This window comes from Polaribacter filamentus, from assembly GCF_002943715.1.
GTDB lineage: Bacteria > Bacteroidota > Bacteroidia > Flavobacteriales > Flavobacteriaceae > Polaribacter > Polaribacter filamentus.
Genome location: NZ_MQUA01000013.1, coordinates 174,566 through 195,830 on the forward strand (window position 1 = coordinate 174,566; position 21,265 = coordinate 195,830).

The 21,265-nt window shown below is 30.3% G+C and carries 22 protein-coding genes and 2 pseudogenes; 18 read left to right on the top strand and 6 right to left on the bottom strand.

Annotated features, from left to right (window positions below; translation table 11 throughout):
* Positions 1 to 76: 76 nt before the first annotated feature.
* Complete coding sequence (gene dnaK, locus BST83_RS02885; RefSeq protein ID WP_104808500.1) at positions 77 to 1,981, bottom strand: molecular chaperone DnaK; 1,905 nt, start codon at positions 1,979 to 1,981, stop codon at positions 77 to 79.
* Between the two features lie 351 nt (positions 1,982 to 2,332).
* Here dnaK and BST83_RS21680 point away from each other — a divergent pair, with 351 nt between their 5' ends.
* The 3 genes from BST83_RS21680 (at position 2,333) to BST83_RS02895 (ending at position 4,078) form a co-directional block, all read left to right on the top strand.
* Complete coding sequence (locus BST83_RS21680; protein ID WP_437438457.1) at positions 2,333 to 2,434, top strand: DUF2853 family protein; 102 nt, start codon at positions 2,333 to 2,335, stop codon at positions 2,432 to 2,434.
* A gap of 40 nt (positions 2,435 to 2,474) precedes the next feature.
* Complete coding sequence (locus tag BST83_RS21685) at positions 2,475 to 2,564, top strand: DUF2853 family protein (protein WP_437438458.1); 90 nt, start codon at positions 2,475 to 2,477, stop codon at positions 2,562 to 2,564.
* 89 nt (positions 2,565 to 2,653) lie between these two features.
* Positions 2,654 to 4,078 carry an L-serine ammonia-lyase gene (locus BST83_RS02895; RefSeq protein WP_104808501.1) on the top strand — a complete coding sequence of 475 codons (1,425 nt, stop codon included), beginning with the start codon at positions 2,654 to 2,656 and terminating at the stop codon, positions 4,076 to 4,078.
* Positions 4,079 to 4,164: 86 nt separating this feature from the next.
* Here the strand turns inward: BST83_RS02895 and BST83_RS02900 are convergent.
* Positions 4,165 to 5,039: pseudogene (locus BST83_RS02900) on the bottom strand (IS982 family transposase).
* A 427-nt stretch (positions 5,040 to 5,466) separates the two neighbouring features.
* Here BST83_RS02900 and BST83_RS02905 point away from each other — a divergent pair.
* Positions 5,467 to 6,162, top strand: coding sequence for a hypothetical protein (locus BST83_RS02905; RefSeq protein WP_146092108.1), 696 nt, complete (start codon positions 5,467 to 5,469; stop codon positions 6,160 to 6,162).
* Between the two features lie 154 nt (positions 6,163 to 6,316).
* Here BST83_RS02905 and BST83_RS02910 read toward each other — a convergent pair whose 3' ends face one another.
* Positions 6,317 to 7,039, bottom strand: coding sequence for a bacteriorhodopsin-like (locus BST83_RS02910; RefSeq protein WP_104808503.1), 723 nt, complete (start codon positions 7,037 to 7,039; stop codon positions 6,317 to 6,319).
* A 202-nt stretch (positions 7,040 to 7,241) separates the two neighbouring features.
* On the opposite strand from BST83_RS02910, the gene BST83_RS02915 reads away from it, so the two are divergent.
* The gene (locus tag BST83_RS02915; protein ID WP_104808504.1) at positions 7,242 to 8,012 is read left to right on the top strand and encodes a Brp/Blh family beta-carotene 15,15'-dioxygenase; all 771 of its coding nucleotides are present in this window, start codon (positions 7,242 to 7,244) and stop codon (positions 8,010 to 8,012) included.
* A gap of 141 nt (positions 8,013 to 8,153) precedes the next feature.
* Here BST83_RS02915 and yaaA read toward each other — a convergent pair whose 3' ends face one another.
* A complete protein-coding gene (gene yaaA, locus BST83_RS02920) occupies positions 8,154 to 8,912 on the bottom strand; it encodes a peroxide stress protein YaaA (RefSeq protein ID WP_104808505.1) in 759 nt (252 codons plus the stop codon).
* A gap of 201 nt (positions 8,913 to 9,113) precedes the next feature.
* Here yaaA and BST83_RS02925 point away from each other — a divergent pair, with 201 nt between their 5' ends.
* The 7 genes from BST83_RS02925 to BST83_RS02955 all read left to right on the top strand — a co-directional run bounded on the left by BST83_RS02925 (position 9,114) and on the right by BST83_RS02955 (position 13,502).
* Positions 9,114 to 9,653, top strand: coding sequence for an RNA polymerase sigma factor (locus tag BST83_RS02925; protein WP_104808506.1), 540 nt, complete (start codon positions 9,114 to 9,116; stop codon positions 9,651 to 9,653).
* 41 nt (positions 9,654 to 9,694) lie between these two features.
* A complete protein-coding gene (locus BST83_RS02930) occupies positions 9,695 to 10,231 on the top strand; it encodes a hypothetical protein (protein WP_104808507.1) in 537 nt (178 codons plus the stop codon).
* Positions 10,232 to 10,312: 81 nt separating this feature from the next.
* Entirely contained in the window at positions 10,313 to 11,194 is an 882-nt protein-coding gene (locus tag BST83_RS02935) for a hypothetical protein (protein WP_104808508.1), read from the top strand.
* A 48-nt stretch (positions 11,195 to 11,242) separates the two neighbouring features.
* Positions 11,243 to 11,719 (top strand): hypothetical protein, encoded by a 477-nt coding sequence (locus tag BST83_RS02940; protein ID WP_104808509.1) that lies wholly within the window; start codon positions 11,243 to 11,245, stop codon positions 11,717 to 11,719.
* Between the two features lie 13 nt (positions 11,720 to 11,732).
* Positions 11,733 to 12,641: a hypothetical protein gene (locus BST83_RS20375; protein ID WP_240614626.1), complete on the top strand. Its 909-nt coding sequence runs from the start codon at positions 11,733 to 11,735 to the stop codon at positions 12,639 to 12,641.
* Between the two features lie 102 nt (positions 12,642 to 12,743).
* Positions 12,744 to 12,896: an ArsR/SmtB family transcription factor gene (locus BST83_RS21690; RefSeq protein ID WP_437438450.1), complete on the top strand. Its 153-nt coding sequence runs from the start codon at positions 12,744 to 12,746 to the stop codon at positions 12,894 to 12,896.
* A gap of 138 nt (positions 12,897 to 13,034) precedes the next feature.
* Positions 13,035 to 13,502 (top strand): DUF6428 family protein, encoded by a 468-nt coding sequence (locus BST83_RS02955; protein ID WP_104808510.1) that lies wholly within the window; start codon positions 13,035 to 13,037, stop codon positions 13,500 to 13,502.
* 183 nt (positions 13,503 to 13,685) lie between these two features.
* Here BST83_RS02955 and BST83_RS02960 read toward each other — a convergent pair whose 3' ends face one another.
* Both BST83_RS02960 and BST83_RS02965 read right to left on the bottom strand, forming a co-directional pair.
* A complete protein-coding gene (locus BST83_RS02960; RefSeq protein ID WP_104808511.1) occupies positions 13,686 to 14,723 on the bottom strand; it encodes an RluA family pseudouridine synthase in 1,038 nt (345 codons plus the stop codon).
* A gap of 84 nt (positions 14,724 to 14,807) precedes the next feature.
* Positions 14,808 to 15,416: a PASTA domain-containing protein gene (locus BST83_RS02965; RefSeq protein WP_104808512.1), complete on the bottom strand. Its 609-nt coding sequence runs from the start codon at positions 15,414 to 15,416 to the stop codon at positions 14,808 to 14,810.
* Between the two features lie 86 nt (positions 15,417 to 15,502).
* On the opposite strand from BST83_RS02965, the gene BST83_RS02970 reads away from it, so the two are divergent.
* From BST83_RS02970 to BST83_RS02995, 6 genes and pseudogenes are all read left to right on the top strand, one after another.
* Positions 15,503 to 16,480 (top strand): D-alanine--D-alanine ligase, encoded by a 978-nt coding sequence (locus BST83_RS02970; RefSeq protein ID WP_302849472.1) that lies wholly within the window; start codon positions 15,503 to 15,505, stop codon positions 16,478 to 16,480.
* Positions 16,481 to 16,635: 155 nt separating this feature from the next.
* Positions 16,636 to 17,052, top strand: coding sequence for a four helix bundle protein (locus BST83_RS02975; protein WP_104808514.1), 417 nt, complete (start codon positions 16,636 to 16,638; stop codon positions 17,050 to 17,052).
* A gap of 159 nt (positions 17,053 to 17,211) precedes the next feature.
* A complete protein-coding gene (coaD, locus tag BST83_RS02980; RefSeq protein ID WP_104808515.1) occupies positions 17,212 to 17,667 on the top strand; it encodes a pantetheine-phosphate adenylyltransferase in 456 nt (151 codons plus the stop codon).
* 2 nt (positions 17,668 to 17,669) lie between these two features.
* A pseudogene (locus tag BST83_RS02985) lies at positions 17,670 to 19,423 on the top strand (M14 family metallopeptidase).
* Positions 19,424 to 19,475: 52 nt separating this feature from the next.
* Positions 19,476 to 19,952 (top strand): pyridoxamine 5'-phosphate oxidase family protein, encoded by a 477-nt coding sequence (locus tag BST83_RS02990; RefSeq protein ID WP_104810764.1) that lies wholly within the window; start codon positions 19,476 to 19,478, stop codon positions 19,950 to 19,952.
* The gene (locus BST83_RS02995; RefSeq protein ID WP_104808516.1) at positions 19,945 to 21,051 is read left to right on the top strand and encodes a lactonase family protein; all 1,107 of its coding nucleotides are present in this window, start codon (positions 19,945 to 19,947) and stop codon (positions 21,049 to 21,051) included. The genes BST83_RS02990 and BST83_RS02995 overlap by 8 nt, the downstream gene beginning before the upstream one ends.
* The last annotated feature ends 214 nt before the right edge of the window (positions 21,052 to 21,265 follow it).

Sequence of the window (21,265 nt, forward strand, 5' to 3'; positions counted from 1 at the left end):
GAATGATTGCGTTTTACTTATTTTAAGAAAATATGTTTTTCTTGTGAGGATTCTGAAACAAGTTCAGTATGACAAGTTATTTCACTTCTTCAAATTCTACATCTTCAACATTGTCTCCTTTAGCATCTTTAGCTTCTGGTTGGCCTTGTTGTTCTGCTCCAGGATTTGCTTCTCCAGCTCCTTTTGCAGCATACATTTCTTCTGATGCAATTTTCCAAGCAGCATTAATCTTCTCCATTGCAGTATCAATTAGAGCAATATCTCTAGATTCGTGAGCAGCAACTAATTCTACTAAAGCAGCCTCAATTGGCGCTTTTTTATCATCAGATAATTTATCACCAAATTCTTTTAATTGATTTTCTGTTTGAAAAATCATAGAGTCAGCTCCGTTTACTTTTTCTGCAGTTTCTTTAGCAATTTTATCAGAATCAGCATTTTCTTCTGCTTCTTTTCTCATTTTAGCGATATCTTCTTCAGATAATCCAGAAGAAGCTTCAATTCTAATTTCATGAGATTTGTTTGTTCCTTTATCTTGCGCAGAAACTTTAATGATACCATTTGCATCAATATCAAAAGTAACTTCTACTTGAGGTACACCTCTTTGTGCAGGAGGTAAACCATCTAAATGGAAACGACCAATTGTATTATTATCAGCAGCCATTGCTCTTTCACCTTGCAAAACGTGAATTTCTACAGATGGTTGATTGTCTACTGCTGTAGAGAATACTTGCGATTTTTTAGTAGGAATGGTTGTGTTAGCATCAATTAATTTTGTGAAAACATTACCCATAGTTTCGATACCTAAAGATAAAGGTGTAACGTCTAATAACAATACATCTTTTACATCTCCAGATAAAACTCCACCTTGAATTGCAGCTCCTAAAGCAACAACTTCATCAGGATTTACACCTTTACTTGGTGCTTTTCCAAAGAATTTTTCAACAGCTTCTTGTACAGCAGGAATTCTTGTAGAACCACCAACTAAAACAACTTCATCAATATCAGCAATTGTTAAATCAGCATTTTTTAAAGCTTTTCTACAAGGCTCTATTGTTCTTTTTACTAAATCATCAATTAATTGCTCAAATTTTGCTTTAGATAATGTTCTAACTAAGTGTTTTGGTCCAGAAGCAGTAGCTGTTATATATGGCAAGTTAATTTCTGTTGAAGCAGAAGAAGATAGTTCAATCTTCGCTTTCTCAGCAGCTTCTTTTAAACGTTGTAAAGCCATAGGATCTGTTGTCAAATCCATGTTTTCGTCTGCTTTAAATTCAGCAGCTAACCAGTCAATAATTTTTGCATCAACATCATCACCACCTAAATGTGTATCACCATCTGTTGCTAATACTTCAAAAACACCATCACCTAATTCAAGGATAGAAACATCGTGTGTTCCACCACCAAAATCAAAAACAGCAATCTTTTTATCGTCATGAGATTTATCTAGACCATAAGCTAAAGCAGCTGCAGTAGGTTCGTTTATAATTCTTCTAACTTTTAAACCAGCAATTTCACCAGCTTCTTTTGTTGCTTGTCTTTGTGCATCATTAAAATATGCAGGTACGGTAATTACAGCTTCAGTAACAGTTGTTCCTAAATAATCTTCAGCTGTTTTCTTCATTTTCTGTAATACCATTGCAGAAATTTCTTGTGGGGTGTATAAACGACCATCAATATCTACTCTTGGCGTGTCATTATCACCTTTTACAACTTTATAAGGTACTCTCTTAATTTCGTTAGAAGATTCAGAGAATTTGTTTCCCATAAAACGTTTGATAGAAGAAACCGTTTTTGTTGGGTTTGTTACTGCTTGTCTTTTTGCGGGGTCACCAATTTTACGCTCTCCACCTCCTACAAAGGCAACGATAGATGGTGTTGTTCTTTTTCCTTCAGCATTAGGTATTACAACAGGCTCGTTACCTTCCATTACAGATACACAAGAGTTTGTTGTTCCTAAATCTATTCCAATTATTTTACTCATAACTCAATATTTATATTTAAAAAATTCTTAATTCAATTTTACATTTAAGTAATTGGCAAACTGTGTGCCAACTGCTTTTTAATTGAAAAATGTCAGTTTTAGAAAATGTTTTTTAAACATTTGTGACATTTTGACATAATTTGAATCCAAAACATGGAGCATCTATTCGTTTTGAAATACATAATTAGTTTTTGTATTTGGGAAGTTGGACAAAAATTTAATAAATTAAAAACGAAATCATGAGTAAATTCGATGAAAAAGTAGCGTTGTATAAAAAGTTTATGGACGATAGCGATTTATGATCTAATTCTGATTTATTAGCTGCTGTAATAAAAGGTTTAGGACCTTACTATTTACAAAGCGGAAGCAGAAACAGTTTCTGGTTGTGAGGCTAAAGAGTTAGCAACTGTAAAAAATAACTTTTTAATTAAAAAAATTAGGTTTAGCAGATGATGCTACATTAGATTTAGGAATTGAGTAAGTTCTGGAAAGAATAGGGAAATCTGAAAGAAAAAAATACAGAGCTGTAGTATATTATATGTCAGTTAAGAAATTTGATAAAGAGTCGGTTTACGGAATGTAAGAAATCTTTCATTAAATTATATGAAAAAAATCCAACTCATTGCATTGGATTTTTTACATTTACAGTCATAATAAGTCAAATTTTTACGAATGTCGCAATTTATAAGTGTTTTTGATATGCTCAAAATCGGTGTTGGCCCATCAAGTTCTCATACGCTTGGGCCTTGGAGAGCTGCACAGCAGTGGATTAAAACTGTGAATGAATCTAAATTATTTCATCAAATTGATGGAATTAGAATCGATTTATTTGGTTCTTTAGCGCTTACAGGAAAAGGACACGCTACAGATTATGCAATTTTACTTGGTTTAAGCGGCACAGATCCAGAATATATTCCTATTGCAGAAATTGAAAATATCGTCAATCAAATTAAAAATCAACATAAATTACAATTTAACAACGAGAGAGAAATTACTTTTTCTGTTGAAAATATTGTTTTCAATAAAGAGTTTCTTCCTTTTCATGCAAACGGAATAACTTTTAGAGGTTTTTGCAAAGGCAAAGAAATATCAACTGAAACCTATTTTTCTATTGGTGGAGGTTTTATCGTGCAAGAAAAAGATCATTTAGAAGAAGCGATAGAAATTACAAAAAAGAATTTTCCATTTCCTATTAATTGGGCGATTCAATTAGAAGAGTATTGTCAAAAAGAGAGCTTATTAATTTCTGATATTGTTCTAAAAAATGAACTTGAACTGCGCCCCTCAGATGAAATAGACTTTGAGCTAACTAGAATATGGGAAACGATGCTAGAATCTATGTACATTGGCTGTCATACAGAAGGAATACTTCCTGGAGGATTGAATGTGAAGCGCAGAGCTTTTTCTTCTCATCAAAAATTAATTAAAGATACCAATTATACAAATCCTAAAGAATGGATTACTGCCATAAGAAGTACCGAGGTGAAATTTAGAGAAATTTTAAAATGGGTAAGTTGTCTAGCACTTTCTGTAAATGAAGTAAATGCAGCTTTAGGTAGAGTTGTAACAGCACCAACAAATGGAAGTGCAGGTGTAATTCCTGCAGTTTTAATGTATTATTTAGTGATAGAAAACCATGAAGCTGATTTTAGTCACATTAAAAAATTCTTATTAACAGCTGGCGAAATTGGTAGTATTTTTAAGAAAAATGCTACAATTTCAGCAGCTATGGGAGGTTGTCAAGCAGAAATAGGAGTTTCTTCTGCCATGGCAGCTGCTGCTTTAACCGAATTATTAGGCGGAACAGCAGCTCAATCTCTGGTGGCCGCAGAAATAGCAATGGAACATCATTTGGGTCTAACTTGTGATCCTATTGGAGGTTTAGTGCAGATACCTTGTATAGAAAGAAATGCAATGGGAGCAATTAAGGCAATTAATGCTGCAGAAATGGCTTTAGAAACAGATCCTAAAGAGGTTAAAGTACCTCTAGACAAAGTAATTGATACCATGTGGGAAACGGCAAAAGACATGCACAAAAATTATAAAGAAACTTCAGAAGGTGGATTGGCTATTAACGTTGGTTTACCAAATTGTTAGGTGTTAAAATCTAAAAACTTTTAAATTTAACTTGATTTTACATTTTTATTAGATGGTTTATGCAATAAAATAACCCGTTGTGCATTTTAAATAATACTAATTTTAATATTATTGATATTTCTATCAAATATAAATGTATTGATATATTGTATAGTTGTTAACGCTGTAATCTTTGATAATATTCTAGTTTTAAAACCATGAAAAGATTTTGCATAGTTTCTTCTGATCATAAATTGGTCGCATAGTTGTGAAAATAGTGTTTCAATTCTTTTTCTTTTTAAAATATGTAAGGTTGTTTCTTATAATTATTTTGATTGTTTCTTATTGGAGTATTGATTTTTATATTACAAGTTTCAAAAAGGTTAAGTTGCACTTCTGCGGATAAATACCCTCTATCTCCAATTAAAGTACAATCACTAATTTGAGTCTTAATCTTTTTAAGATAGTGAATATTATGAACTGATGCAGCGCCCAAATCTATACTTTGAAAAACACCATTTACAGAGCAAATAGCATGCAGTTTATAGCCGTAATAACTTGAGTTTTGTGAGGCACAGTATCCTTTATTTAGAGCACTATAAATATCTTTTTTACAAGTTCTTGAACGTGAACTTCTAGCTAATTTACAAACCTCTAAAGGCATGCTGTCGATGATAAAATAATCTTCAAAATCATTAAAAAAAGAAGCTAATTTTAAACGAATAATTTCTAAATGTGGCACTAAATTACGCCTTCGCCTGTCGTAAACACTTCGTTCTATTTTTGCTAAAAATGATGCTGGTAAGTTTCTAAATAAATCATTTTCACTATCAACTCCCATAAATTCAGCCGTTAAACTTAAACTAATCAGTTCTAAATCGCTCATTTTGGGTTTTCTCCTTTGATAGGTTAAAAGTTGTTCTTTTGATATTTTTCTTAAAACTTCCAATATTCTTTCGTAATTTGCATTTAAGTTACTCATTGTAAGCGATTTGTGGTTAAATTAATTTACTGATTTTCAGTAAGATGAGCAACTTTTTTTTCTTAAATCATAATGCACAACGGGTTAAAATACTTAGTGTTTAGTGATTTTAAATCTTCTTGAAATTTAAAAATGTGGAACAAAATTTTAAAAAATCTCAAAATCTCTTTTTTGTAAATTTTAATTTTAACAAGTTACTAACATAAAACTTTTTGCTTTCATCCTTTTGAACATAGCGTTAAACTATTAATTATGTTAATAAAATGATGATATGTTAATTTAAAACCTGCAGTTTATTAATATGATAATAATACTGTTGAAAAGTTAATTTATTGTTAATCAAAAATTTATTTGTACTATTGAGTAATTAACCAATAAATATTTTATGATGAAAAAATTTTTAAACAAGTTATTTGATCTTCCTCAAATGATCAATTCAAAATTACCTGGAAACACTTTTAATTCTTGGGTTCAAGAATCAGAAGGAAATATTCCAAACTGGGTGGGTAAATTTTACAAGGTATCAGCCCTTGTTGTCCTTTTAACATCACTAATGGTGATTCTTTCACCTATATGGTCTGGTGGAATGGGCGAGAAGTTAGATATTTTAGGGAATATACTTTCTATGTTGATATGGGTTTATGCGGCATTTCCTATTTCTCAGGTTATAAGATCAGCTGGAGATGACTTAGCATCTTCGAAGAGTGGAATAGTTGATTTCGTTTTTAAAGATTTTGCAATTGCCAATATTAAAGTACTAGGTCATGTAGCTGCCATTATTGCTTTGTTTAGTGCTTTTACGATGACATTATCATGGGCTACTTCTATGAATGTTTCAGGAGATTTTGGAACAGAATGGATTGCGAATATAGATTATGCTTATGGTTTACCAATGGCAGCTACAGCTGAATTGGCTAAGCTTTTAAATCTTGAGTTTATAGGAAATATTTTAATTATAGACTGGACAAATTGGGATCCTACAATGGCTGCCGGTAGTGCTTGGAGTTTAGGTGGTTTTATGTCCGTTATATGGGAATATGTGGGTGTAGTAGTAGTTTTAGCTAAACTTTATGTTGTGTTAGCAATATATAAATTTTCTATAGTATCATTACTAGTTTTGTAAATTGGATAAAAAGTCCATATTTACCATTTAAGGCTAAATAATCATTCTACATAAGATACGTTATTATAAAGCGGCTATTTTAAAACTAATTTTATTAAATACCCAAGAAAGATGTAAATTATTCTTGGGTATTTTTTTAATAATCAATATTTAATTACTCTTTAGAGCTATTTACAGCTAAATTGTAAACTACCAATCCAAAGCCGATTTTGTTAATAGCATCTCCAATGTTGTAAATAACATCTAAGTCTAATCCTCCAAATGCACCTTCATACCATCCTGGAGTTCCGGCCATATATCCAATTGGGTAAATTGCCCAACCTACCAATACGAACCAACATAATGTTTTGTGTGCTTTTAATACAGCTCCGCCTGCAGCTTCTGCTAGTTTCTTAGCGGTACCGAACCAGATGTCATACACAATTACGAAATATGCTAGACCTGAAATTAATCCCCAGAACCATGCTTGGTCTCTGTATAGAACTTCTCCCATGTAACCTGTCACTAACATTACCACAGATAAGAAAATTAATCGCCACATTAACGATTTTTTAGCTCCTGCTACTTTTAGAATTAAATAGAACTCAACACACATTAATGGCACTGTCAATACCCAGTCTACATATCTAAAGAATGTTGGTGATTCCATATTTGATACCCAATAATCTCTCATGTACCAATAATGCACAGCAGCGATAAAAGTAATCAAACCGGAAACTAAAATTGAAGTTCGCCATTTCTTATCAAAGCTATTCATTGATAAAAAGAAAAATACCGAAGCGGCCATCATAGCCATACAGCCTACAAAAAATGTAAACCCAACGTAATCATCTGGTGCCATTTTTGCAACCGACAAAGAAATAATTGATAAATTCATTGTAAATAGATTTAAGTTAGTAAAAATTATGTTTAGTATTTATCTATTAAAGATAAACAAATATACAATAAAAATTAATAACTTTGAAATATGAAAGAAAAAAAATGTATAATTATCAAGATTTTATGATTTTTTTACCTTTTTCTTATTTTGGATAAGTATTCAATTTGGAGAAGTAGTAGAAGATTTTCTAGCCTATATTATGGTCGTTTCTATCGGTATTTTGCACGGCGCCAATGATTTATTGATTCTATCCACCAAAGAAAAAATGGATAAAACGTTTAGAAAAAATCTTGTAATTTATGTAAGCATCATCATTTTATGTGTAATTATCTATCTATTTAGTCCTTTTATTGCAATTTTACTTTTCGTTTTACTTAGCTCTTACCATTTTGGAGAAGAGCATCTAGGAGAAACAATTAATTTAAATTTTTTATTTAACGCGGTTTATTTTTTAGCCTACGGATTATTTATTTTCTCTTTACTTTTTTATCAATCAATTTTTGATGTGGCTGAAATTATGATTGAGCTTACAGGCGCAACCTTCACTAAATTTCAAATTGAAACAACTTTACTTACCAGTGCTGTTTTTTTACTTATAGGAAGTTTGTATTTGGTTTTAGCTAAAAAAAATGAGGTCGAAATATTTGTAAAAGAATTCTTTTATTTGCTACTACTTTTTCTTGTTTTTAAAACCTCTTCTTTGGTTTTAGGCTTTGCGGTCTACTTTATTTTCTGGCATTCCATTCCTTCTATTATTCATCAAATACAATTTATTTCAGGGGATTTGAACAGGAAAAATATTTTATTTTACGTAAAAAAAGCAATGATTTATTGGATCATTAGTATCGCTGGTTTATTAATTTTATACCAACTATTTCCACAAATAAAGTTGTTTGCAACCGTTGTTTTTGTGATTTTATTTGCAGTAACAGCGCCACATACTTGGGTGATGCATAAGATGAAGAATTGAATCAATCTTGAACCAGTTTTCAGTCTCAGTTTTCAGGATAAAGTTAGCCATTCTGCATTGAGGATAAAGTTAGCCGTATACAGCATACCGCTATTGAAAATACTGGCATTTCATAATGTTATTGCATATTGCCAGCTAATTTTAACGTGTAAAAATCAAGTCATTCCCCGAAGACATTTCTTCGGAAAAACGATATTTATTTATATTAAAACCTTTTAATTCTTCGATGGTTTTAACGTTATTATCAATAATATATCTAACCATTAATCCACGAGCCATTTTAGCGTAGGTCATCACAATTTTATATTGTCCGTTTTTAAAATCTTTAAAAACAGGTGTAATCATTGTTACCTTTAAAACCTTTGCAGGTAGTACTTTAAAGTATTCTGAGCTTGCTAAATTTATTAATAACTCACCATCTTCTAATTCATCATTTAAAGCTTTTGCAACACTGTCATCCCAAAATTTGTACAAATTTTCAGTGCTGCCTACTTTTAATTTTGTGCCCATTTCTAATCTGTAAGGCTGTATTAAATCTAAAGGGTTTAAAATGCCATACAAACCAGATAAAATTCTTAAATTTTCTTGTAAGATTGGTAGTTTTTTTTCATCCAAAGAATTTACATCAATTCCTTGAAAAACAGCACCCGTAAAAGCATAAATAGCTTGTTTAGCATTTTCTGTTGTAAAAGGAGTTTGCCAAGTCTGATTTCGGTCATAGTTCAACGCAGCTAAATCATCAGAAATTTTCATTAATTCTGATAATTCATTTTTAGACAGCGTTTTTAGTTTCTTATGAAGTTTTTCTGATTGCTCTAAAAAACAAGGTTGTGTATGTAAACTTGTTGGTACTTTACTTTCAAAATCTAAAGATTTTGCTGGAGATATAATGATTTTCATTTTATGAAATTGTAAAAAAATGTTTTATAAATTAAATTTTAAAAATACAAATGATTACTACAATCATCAAATAAAAAGGGCTATTTTAATTGATAAACCTATTTAAAAAATCGATGGAGGTAAGTATTTTGTTTTTTTCTATAAATTAATCAAACTATTTAATTTATCTTGGGTCAAAGAATAAAAACTAACCAATTATAATTGAGTAAAGACGCAGAACTTGTAAAAAAGTTAAAAGATGCCACACTAAAAGATATTGCTTTTAGTGAGTTGCTTAGCGTCTATCAAGAACGTTTGTATTGGCATATTAGAAAGATTGTTACTACACATGAAAATGCTGATGATGTTTTACAAAACACTTTTATCAGAATTTATAAAAGCATTCATAATTTTCAAGAAAAAAGCAGTTTACATACTTGGATGTATCGAATTGCGTACAATGAATCTATTCGGTTTTTAGAAAAGAATAACAGAAAAAGTTATGAAAATATTGATGATGTTTCTAGCACTCATTTAGAAGTTTTATTTGAAGATGAATATTTTGATGGAGATGAAATTCAGAAAAAACTAAACACAATTATTGATGGATTTACGGAGAAACAAAAGCGTGTTTTTCAAATGAAATATTTTGACGACTTAAGTTTTAGGCAAATTGCTGAAGTTTTAAAATCATCTGAAAGCACATTAAAATCAACATATTACACAGCTGTTAAAATTATTGAAGAAAAAATATTTTTATAATTCCAAACTATTTAAAAGGGTTTGGGTCTAACTACTATATTATGGAAAAATTTACAGAAAATAACAACAATCAAAACTTTCTAAAAGAAGGTTTAAAGGGGGATATTTCTAAACATCATAAAAAATATTTAGGAACAGAAATTCCTGAAGGATATTTTGCGAAGTCTAAAATCTCAATTTTAGATAAAATTAAAGAAGAAACTAGTATTGAAACAGCATCCAAAAAGAAACAAATTATTTTTTGGATGCGACCACACTTTAAATATATAGCAGCAGCATCTTTGGCTTTTATTTTGAGTTTAACAGTTTGGTTGCAAAATTATAACAAGACAACTACTATAATTGAACCTAATTTTGAATTGTTAGCTTTCTCTGATAAGGTTTTATTAGAGTCCTTATTAATAGAAGATTCAGATATTGATGCATTTACAGATGTTACTTTATTTAATGAAGTTTTGGTGAAGGCAGAACTTTCGGAACAAAAACTAGATAATTTAGTATTAGATAATTTAATTGTAGGAGACTCATTATTAGATACTTATATAGATGAATTATTGGTAGATGTTGTTATTTTATAAAAAAAATAAAATTTTTCAAACTATTTTAAAAATGAGAGTTCTAAATAATATAAACAATTATTAACTTAAAATTTACACATTATGAAAACATCAATTTCAAGAGAGCGTATTTTAAAATCGAGTATTCTTTTCTTTTCGATTACAGCCTTTATTTTATCAACTTTAGTATTAACATCATGTTCAGATACAGAAACTGCAGAAGAAACTGCAATTGAAGATACTGCACTAATAGAAAAAATTGAAAGTGCAACAAAAGTAACTATCTCTGTTGATAATTTACCAGTTGCAACGGAAACAGCTTTTAGATTTGTATTAGCAGATAGCTTTGCAGAAAGTGCAGAACTTGCTAGTGGTTTAGGTTATAAAGTGGTTTTAGGTACAGATGATGCGTCAAAAGAAGAAGCAACGAGTGAAGTTTATTTTTCTCTTCAAGGAAAACAATTGGCAGACACCGATCAAAAAAGACAAAGAAGAAGACATCATAAATGTTTTGAGTTTGTATATCCAATAGACTTTATTATGGCAGATAATACATCAATCACTTTAACAAGTGCGGATGATTGGGGTTTAATTAAAGCCTGGTATAAAGAAAATACTGATGTTACAGAAAGACCAGAATTAGTTTTTCCTGTAGATGTAACCTTAGAAGACGGAACAGTACAAACTTTAATTGATACCGATGAATTAAGAGCAGTTAAAGATTCTTGTAAAAAAGGAAAAGACAAAAGAAAATGTTTTAAATTGGTATTGCCTGTAAGTTTTACAATGGAAGATGCAACTGTAATAGAAGTTACAGAGAGAGCAGATTTTAAATTATTAAGAGAATGGCGCAAAGCAAATCCTGATGCAACTGTTAAGCCAGCTTTAAATTTCCCTGTTGATATTGAATATAAAGACGGAACTACAGCTACTATAAACGATCAAACAGAATTTGATGCAGCAAAAGATGCATGTAAAATTTAATTAATAAATTTGTACTTTAGATTTTTTAAAGAGTAAAAACCCATTATCATGAAATTAAAAAACATCATATCAACTTTAAGCTTTTTTAGTTTGATGCTATTTAATGCAGTAGTTTTTGCTCAAGATTCTAGTTTTAATTTAATTCAGAAAGAGTTAACACAACAACAAAGGGATTTATTGCAGCAAGAAAAAGAGGTAATGATATCAAATCGTGAAGCATTTAAAACATCACTTACCAGCGAACAGTTAGCTATTTTAAATGATAAAACAATTTCTAAAAACGAAATAAGAATGCGTTTAGTAGCTACATTTTCTACAAGTCAGAAAGACATGGTTAAAAATCAACAAATTAGTTTGAGAAAAACCAGAGATAACTTTAGAAAAACACTTACTGGCGAGCAAAGAAAAATGCTAAAAGAAAGAATTGATAAAATAAGAGACACTAAAGACAGAGGAGAATTAAAAGATGGACCAAGAGTAAATAATGTTAATAATGGTAAGAAAAAAAGAAATAATGGAAATTAGCTTTTAACTATTTATGACGCATATTTATCAAAGGTTTAAAAACACATTTAAAGTTTTTGGGTTGCTATTGTTTTCAATAGCAACCTCTTTTTGTTCGTATGGACAAGAAGAAAAGGTTGATGATTTAGACGGTTTAATTGATGAACTTTTTTTTAGAGATCAACAATTTTTAGAAGAATTAATAGAGAGTAATTTTTCATATAATTTTTTATATACGTCTGTTTCTTACAATAGTAATACGTATTTTTCGGGTAGAGATTCTGGTACAGATCAGTTTAACGTAATTCCTCAAGTTTCCTATTATCATTCATCAGGCTTTAACGCTAGTGTTTCTGGAATTTATTACCAAAATTTTGATCCAAGTTGGGATTTCACAAGTCTTTCTGTTGGATATTTTAATTCCATTGGTAAAAAGAAAAGCATACTATATAACGTAGGGTATTCAAAGTATTTTTACACAGATAATTTTGATGATTTCACTAATTCTGTAGATCTAAGTGTAGGTATTAGAAACAACAAACGAAGTTTAGGATCTACAATTTCTGCTTCTTATCTTTTTGGAACTGATAATTCATTTCAAATTGTTTCTAACAGTTTTGTTAATTTTACACTAAAAAGAACTTCTAATTTTGCGGTGCGCTTTAGGCCTAGCATTCATTTTATTATTGCAAAACAAACTCTTTCAGTTCAAAAAAATATAGTTATAAACGGACGAAAAGTTTTACAAACGGTAAGTTATGATATTTTTGATTTGCTAAATACACAACTAAATTTTCCAATTTCTTTAACCTCTAAAGCCTGGGATTTTGAAGTAGGTTACAACTTAAATTTACCAAAAGCAACTTCTGCAGAGAGCGATTTACCAATAACAGGATTCTTTAATTTATCTGTTGGTTATATGTTTGACTTAAATAAAAAATAGTAAAATCTTTTTATTTAAGTCAATTAATCGTAATATTGCAATAAACAAATTAAGAGGGGTTTAACCAACTCAGAAATATTTACAGAAGAATAAAATGAAATTGTGGCCATTTCAAAAGTGTCAGGTCATCCTGCAAGAATAGCTATTTTAGAATTTATTATAAAACTTAATTCCTGTGTTTGTGGAGATTTGGTAAAAGACATTGGTTTGGCAAAACCCACTATTTCTCAATATTTAAAAGAGGTGAAAAATTAGGAATTATAAAAGGCACCATAGATGGCACAAGTGAATGTTATCGCATATATCAAGATAATTGGGATAAAATAAAAAATATTTTGGGCAAATTTTTAAACAAAAATTCAACTGGAGGCTGTTGTTAAAAAAATAGAAATTATGAAATTATCAGAAATTAAAAATCATTTAAAAGGTATAAGTAAAATAGGCTTTCAATTACCAAACGGTAACTTAGTTGCTAGCCATTTTCATGTAACAGAAGTTGGTAAAATAACGAAAGATTTTATTGATTGTGGAGGTAAAGTTAGAAGTGAAACGGTGATAAATTTTCAACTTTGGGAAGAAAATGATTACGATCACAGATTGCATCCGGAGAAATTAATGAACATTATAGAGCTATCAGAAAAGATGTTTAAGTTTGATGATTTAGAAATCGAGGTAGAGTATCAAGGAAAAGAAACCATTGGTAAATACAATTTAGATTTTGATGGAACCAACTTTTTATTAACTTCAAAATTAACAGCTTGTTTAGCCATAGATGCTTGCGGAATTCCGGCTGAAAAAACAAAAATTAAAATTTCTGAAGCTGTAGGTTATTCTTGTGATCCTAGTATTGGCTGTTGTTAGTTAAAATTGAAAGAAACCAAAGTGAATTTATCCGAAGAAAATTTCACAATGGATTATCTAGTGTCATTAGATTTATTGGAAGAAAAAATTGATATTAAAATTTTCACATAAAAAAAACAGCGATTTAAGTTTTAAACTAAATCACTGTTTATTTTATAAATAAGCTGTTAAATTGTAAAAAAATTATTCAAATTCATGTTTAGAATTCTCAGAATACATTCTCCATTTTTCTAAACAATCAACCATATCTTGCGGAACTTCCGTATTAAACTGCATAAACTCTCCGGTTTTTGGATGCGTAAATCCTAGTGTTTTTGCGTGTAAAGCTTGTCTTGGTAACACTTTAAAACAGTTCTGTACAAATTGCTTGTATTTTGTAAAAGTAGTTCCTTTTAAAACGCCGTCGCCCCCATAACGTTCGTCATTAAAAAGTGTGTGACCAATATGTTTAAAATGCGCCCTAATTTGATGCGTTCTCCCGGTTTCTAATTTACATTGCACTAAAGTTACATACGTTAAACGCTCTAAAACTTTATAGTGGGTAACTGCATGTTTCCCAAAATCGCCATCAGGAAAAACAGACATTTGCAAACGATTTTTTAAACTGCGGCCTATATTGCCTTCAATTGTGCCTTCATCATCTTCAATATTTCCCCAAACTAATGCATAATACAAACGTTCTGTAGTTCTATCAAAAAACTGACGCGATAAATTAGCCATTGCAAATTCGGTTTTTGCAATTACTAATAATCCGCTGGTATCTTTATCAATTCTATGCACCAAACCTGGTCTTTCATTAGAATTTGTAGGCAAATTTTCTATGTGATAAATTAAACCGTTTACCAAAGTTCCAGAATAATTTCCATGACCTGGATGTACGACCATTCCTGCTGGTTTGTTTACAACAATTACGGTATCATCTTCATAAATAATATCTAAAGGAATCTCTTCTGCAACTAATAAATTTTCTGCCGGTGGATAGGCCAAAACAATTCTTACAATATCATTTGGCTTTACTTTATGATTTGATTTTACAGCAACATCATTCACTAAAACATTACCAGCTTTTGCAGCTTGTTGCACTTTATTTCTTGTAGAACCTTCAATAAAGTTCATTAAGAATTTATCAACTCTTAAAGGCTCTTGACCAACACTAGCCGTAAATCTGTAGTGTTCGTATAAATCATCATTATCATTATCTTCAGAAATATTTTCTTGCATGTTTTTTATTTTAATTGCAAATATTTTAAATTTGCTTACTGCTTACTGCTTACTGCTTACTGCTTACTGCTTACTGCTTACTGCTTACTGCGCCTCTTCTTCTATAATAAGTTCTTCTGGTATTATTACCGGCGTCCCGTCACCTTCACCATCCCCTAAAACCAATTGAATTATAGAGTGTTTTTCTAATTTGTCATTTGCATTCACAATTTTTCCTTTGTGTTTTAAACCTCTAACAACGTCTTTGCCAATATCATTTACATAGGTAAAATTTATTCCAACGATAAAACCAATTGCTCGTAATTCAGAAATAGCTTGTCTTTTTGTTCGTCCGTTTAAATTAGGAATTGTAATATCTCTATATTTAGAAGGATTTAAACTCAGGTAAATTTTACGTTTTTCTTTTACAAAAGCACCAGCTAACGGATTTTGTTCAATCACAGATTTTTTAGGATAGGTAGGATTGTATCTTGCGCTATCTTTTACTACAAAATCTAAATTTAATTCATTTAATGTTCTTTCAGCCTCAGTAATTGTTAGTTTGTGTAAATCGGGAACTTGAATTCTTTGATCGTGATTTGTAGTAACATTTAACCAAAACTTTAAGAAAAAGACAAATACAACTACACCAATAACTGCAAATGCAATTTGCTTAAAAAAGGTTTTACTTTTAAAAAACTGAATTATACTCATAGAAAAGTTTTAAGGGTTCAAAGATATAAAAACTAAACGTTGTTGTTTCTATTTATATTTTGATAAATTTGTTTTTATTATTTTAGATTGATGAAAAAAATATAGCGATTGTAATGGGTGGATTTTCATCCGAAGTAAACATTTCTTTAACAAGTGGAAGTGTCGTTTACAAGCATTTAGACAAGGATAAATTCACTTCTTTTAGAGTTCATATTTTAAAAGAAAAATGGGTTGCTTTGGATGATCAAGAAAATGAATATACAATAGATAAAAACAATTTTTCATTTTTAATGGATGGAAAATCAATCATTTTCGATTGTGTTTTTAATGCAATTCACGGAAATCCTGGAGAAAACGGGGTATTACTTGCCTATTTTGATTTAGTAGGAATCAAGCATACTTCTGCACCTTATTATCAAATGGCATTAACATTTAACAAACGAGATACCTTAAGCGTAGTGAAAGAATATGGTGTTAAAACGGCAATTTCTGTCTATTTAAATAAAGGTGATGTCATAGATACGGATGAAATAATTGCTAAAGTTGGCTTGCCATGTTTTATAAAACCAAACAATGCAGGTTCTAGCTATGGTATTTCGAAAGCGTATTCTAAAGAGGAAATTTTAATCGGTATTGAAGTTGCATATAAAGAGGATTCTGCTATTTTAATTGAGTCTTTTTTAGACGGAACAGAGGTTTCTGTTGGTGTTATTCAATATAAAGGAGAAACAAAAGTTTTGCCTATTACAGAGATTGTTTCAGAAAATGATTTTTTTGATTATCAGGCAAAATATGAAGGAAAATCGCATGAAATTACACCTGCAAGAATTTCATCCGAAGAACAGCTTAAAGTAGAGGCCGTTGCAGAAAAGGTGTATAAAGTTTTAAATATGTCTGGTTTTTCGAGATCGGAATATATTTTGGTAAATGGCGAACCTCATTTTTTAGAAATAAATACAGTTCCTGGTTTAACAGAAGCTAGTATTTTGCCGCAACAAGCGCAAGCAGCCGGAATTTCTTTAGCCGAATTATTTGAATCTGCTATTGAATCTGCTTTGGTTTAGATTCAGGATGTTTTAGATTCAGGATTCAGGATTTTTTAAGAACTAGTTTGATTTTATTAGTTAATAAAGATGGTAGTTTAGATTACTGATTTGTTTTTTTATTTTTATGAAAATCAAATAATTAAAACATCAAATCAATAAAAAACAACAAACCGATGAAAAGACATAATTTTAAGAAACTACAAATTTGGCAAGAAGCCATTGAATTAATTACCTTAAATTATGGGTTTACATCAAGTATACCAGATTACGAAAAGTTCGACTTAGTTAGTCAAATGAATAGATGTTCGGTTTCAATTGCATCAAATATATCAGAAGGCACCAGCAAAAGAACGAATAAACATTTTATAAAATACCTAGATGATAGTTTAGGCTCAGCTTTTGAATGGGAAACCCAATTAATAATTTGTAAAAACCTTAATTTTATATCCAAAGAAAAGTTTTCTGATTTAGAAATTAGAATTAAAAAATTACAACAAAAAATTTCAAATTTTATTGATAGAATAGAATCAAAAATATCTTGTCTCAAAAATAAAAAACAGGAATATTTTGAGGCAAGAAATAAGACTTAATTTTAAGTGAGATTTTACAGGTCATGTTTCGTGAATCAAAAAAATCAAAATATCAAGTAAATTAGAGGCATCAAAAATATATAGAGAAATTAATTTTAAGTTAGAAACATAAGTCATGATTTTTGAATCAAAAAAGTCTTGAATCCAAATTAAGAAAATATGAAAAAAGCAATTTTTCCAGGATCTTTTGATCCAATAACATTAGGTCATTTTGATATTATAAAAAGAGGTGTAAAATTGTTTGATGAACTCATTATTGCAATCGGAATCAATGCAGATAAAAAATACATGTTTTCGTTGGATGAACGCAAAAAATTTATTGAAGATTGTTTTAAAGATGAACCTAAAATAAAAGTGGTTACGTACGAAGGCTTAACAGTCCATTTTTGCCAAAAAAATGATGTTGATTTCATTTTAAGAGGATTAAGAAATCCTGCAGATTTTGAGTTTGAAAAAGCGATTGCACACACAAACAGAGATTTAGCACCAATTGAAACGGTCTTTTTGCTAACATCGGCAAACAGATCTTATATATCTTCTTCCATTGTGCGAGATGTAATCAGAAATAATGGAGATTATACAAAATTAGTTCCTAAAACAGTAAGAGTTAAATAATGATGAAATATTTTTTTAAAATCAGCTTTTTTGCATTCTTCTTTCTGATGATTTCTTGTGATACTACCTCCAAAGAAAACACAGATTTTACTACACTTTTTGAAAAATCAAAGGGAACAGAAACACCAGAATACAAAGATGTAATTGCATTTTATACTAAACTATCAGAAACCTATAGTCAAATTTCGATGTTCTCTTTTGGGCAAACAGATTCCGGTGAACCTTTGCATTTAGTAGTCTATAATAGAGAAGGGATTTTTAATGTTGATGAAATTAAAAGTTCAACAAAGAACAGCATTTTAATTAACAACGGAATTCATCCGGGAGAATCAGACGGAATTGACGCTTCCATGCTGCTTTTAAGAGATATTGTGCAAAACGACTCTTTGCAAGAAAAGTATAAAAATTCGATTATTTGCGTAATTCCTGTTTACAATGTTGGTGGTTCTTTAAATCGAAATTCGCATTCAAGAGCCAATCAAAATGGGCCAAAAGAATATGGTTTTAGAGGAAACGCAAGAAATTTCGATTTAAACAGAGATTTTATTAAACAAGACACTAAAAATGCAGCTGCTTTTGCCGAAATTTTTCACACGGTAAATCCGGATGTTTTTGTAGATAATCATGTAAGTAATGGAGCAGATTATCAATATGCAATTACACATTTATTTACCCAACACAACAAATTAGGCGGTAATTTAGGAGCGTTTTTACAAAACGAAATGCGTCCAAAAATAGAGGAATCTTTAGAGAATAAAGGCGTTCATATAACACCATATGTAAATGTATGGGGTACTACCCCAGAAGCCGGTTTTTCCCAGTTTTTCGATTCGCCAAGATATTCTACAGGATACACAACACTCTTTCATACATTGGGCTTAATGGTAGAAACGCACATGTTAAAACCGTATAAGATTAGAGTAGAGCAAACCTATGAATTGCTGTTTTCTATTTTTGATTTTACAGAAGAGAACTCCGTAATTATAAAAGATTTACGTTCTAAAGCGACACAAGAAATCTTAGCGAATAAAGCATATCCGATTCAGTTTAAAGTTGATGAAGAAAAATATAGCGATTTATCTTTTAAAGGATACGAAGGCGAACTCATTGATAGTAAAGTAACGAATGGAAAAAGACTGTTTTACGATAAAACGAAACCTTTTGAAAAAGTTATAAAATATTATGATGAGTTTGTAGTGATTAAAGACGTCAACATCCCGAAAGCCTATATTTTACAACAAGGTTGGCATGATATTATTGGTAGATTAGTAAACAATAAAATTGAGTTTACGCGTTTTGAAAAAGACACTACAATTACTGTGGTGGTAAGTCATATCAAAGATTTTGAAACTTCAAAAAGGCCTTATGAAGGCCATTATTTACATTTCAATACAACTATTGAGAAATCATCAGCAAAAATCAACTTTAAAAAAGGGATATTTATATTGACACCAATCAAAATGGAGTGCGTTATTTGCTTGAAACTTTAGAAGCAGAAGCTACAGATTCCTTTTTTAACTGGAACTTTTTCGATACTATTTTACAACAAAAAGAAGGGTATTCTGCCTATGTTTTTGAAGATGTTGCAGAAAAGATTCTGTTAGAAAACCCTACAATAAAAAAAGCTTTTGAAGATAAATTAGCTTCGGATGCTGATTTTGCTAAAAACCCACGTGCGCAATTAGATTTTATTTACAAAAATTCTGTTTATTATGAAAAAGCTCATGTACGTTTACCCGTTTTTAAAATTTTCTAAATTTCAATTTTTGATAAAATATTTTTTTAGTTCCGTTTTTTTATTTGTTTTAATGAGTTGCAATAACGCTGCAAATCCTGTTAAAAAAGACATCAAAGAAATTGCAAAAGAAATTATGACAGATGCCAAAAACTGCGCATTAATTACCATAGATTCTTTAGGGGTTGCGCATGTAAGAGCAATGGATCCTTTTTTGCCAGAAGAAGACTTTACAGTTTGGATGGGAACAAATTCGAGAAGTTTAAAAGTTCGTCAGATTAAAAAAAACAAGAACGTAACCTTGTATTATTTTGACGCAAAAAGTGCGAGTTATGTTACGTTACAAGGAACTGCAAACATCGTAAATACCCAAAAGGAGAAAGAAAAATTCTGGAAAACAGCATGGGAAAATTTTTATAAAAACAAAACAACAGATTTTATGTTGATAAAGTTTATACCTAATAAAGCAACGATCATAAGTGAGAAATACCAAATTTTAGGGGACTCAATTTCTTGGGAAACTCCAATTATTAAATTTAAAAATGAATAAAATAGCAACAGGTTTTTTAATATTAATTACAACTATATTAATGACTGGATGCAAATCAGTACAGAAAGAAAATTACTCTTTTTATGTTGGAACGTATACACAAAAAGATTCTAAGGGAATTTATAAATACGAAATTTCATCAGAAGGTGAACTTACTAAAATAGGATTGGTTGCCCAAACGGTGAATCCAACTTTTTTAGTAAAATCAAAAGATAATAAAACACTTTTTGCAGTTGGAGAAATAAATGAAAACGGAACGGGTTTTGTGAAATCTTTTAGAATTCAAAAAGATTCCTTGAAACTTATAAGTAAAGAAGAAAGTGGGGGAGCAGGACCTTGTTTTGTGGCCTTAAATGATGAAAATTATATTGTAACCGCAAATTATGGTGGCGGAAGTGTTGGTTTATTAAAAGCGGATGCATCAGGAAAATTATCAAGTCTATTAAATATACAGCAGCACGTGGGCAAAGGAACTACGGATAGACAAAAGGAACCGCATGCGCATTCTGCTTGGTTTCATCCAACAAAAAAAGAATTGATTGCGGTTGATTTAGGAACCAATCAGTTGTGGTTTTCTACTATTGATGAAGTGAAAAATGAATTGGTTTCAACCAATCAAAAAACGTTGGAAATGGCTGAAGGAGCAGGGCCAAGACATTTAACTTTTCATCCAAATAATACATGGATATACGTTTTAAACGAGCTAAATAATACCGTCTCTTTAGTCAAAGAAAAAGAAAACACCTATTATGTTGAAACTTCAATTTCTACGCTTCCAGAAGATTTTACAGCCTACAGCAAAGCTGCAGATATTCATATTACAAAAGATGGTAAATTTTTATATGCATCAAATCGCGGACATGAATCAATTGTGATGTATGAAGTAAACCCAGAAAACGGAAAACTAAAAAATATAGGATATCAAGCTGTTTTCGGGAAAAATCCGCGTAATTTTTCTTTATCACCAAATGAAGAATTTTTAATAGTTGCCAACCAAGATACTGACAATATTATTTCTTTTAGGCGCAATTCTAAAACTGGGAAATTAACTTTTGTAAGCGAAACTTCTGCGCCAATGCCGGTTTGTATTTTGTTTTAAATTTAGAATAGTTTTTTGAACACAAAGGCGCAAACTGAAATGCGCGAAGAAGCAAAAAGCTTTTTTCAATATCCGAAAGTAGCACGATTCGATAGTATTTGCTGTTAGTTCTTATAATGGCAGTTTCACCAGAATTTTTTAGAGAACAAAAACTTCAATGTTAACTTTCTGATTATGGAATACGTTTTTTATTTTTCAACAAATAAAGGTTTTA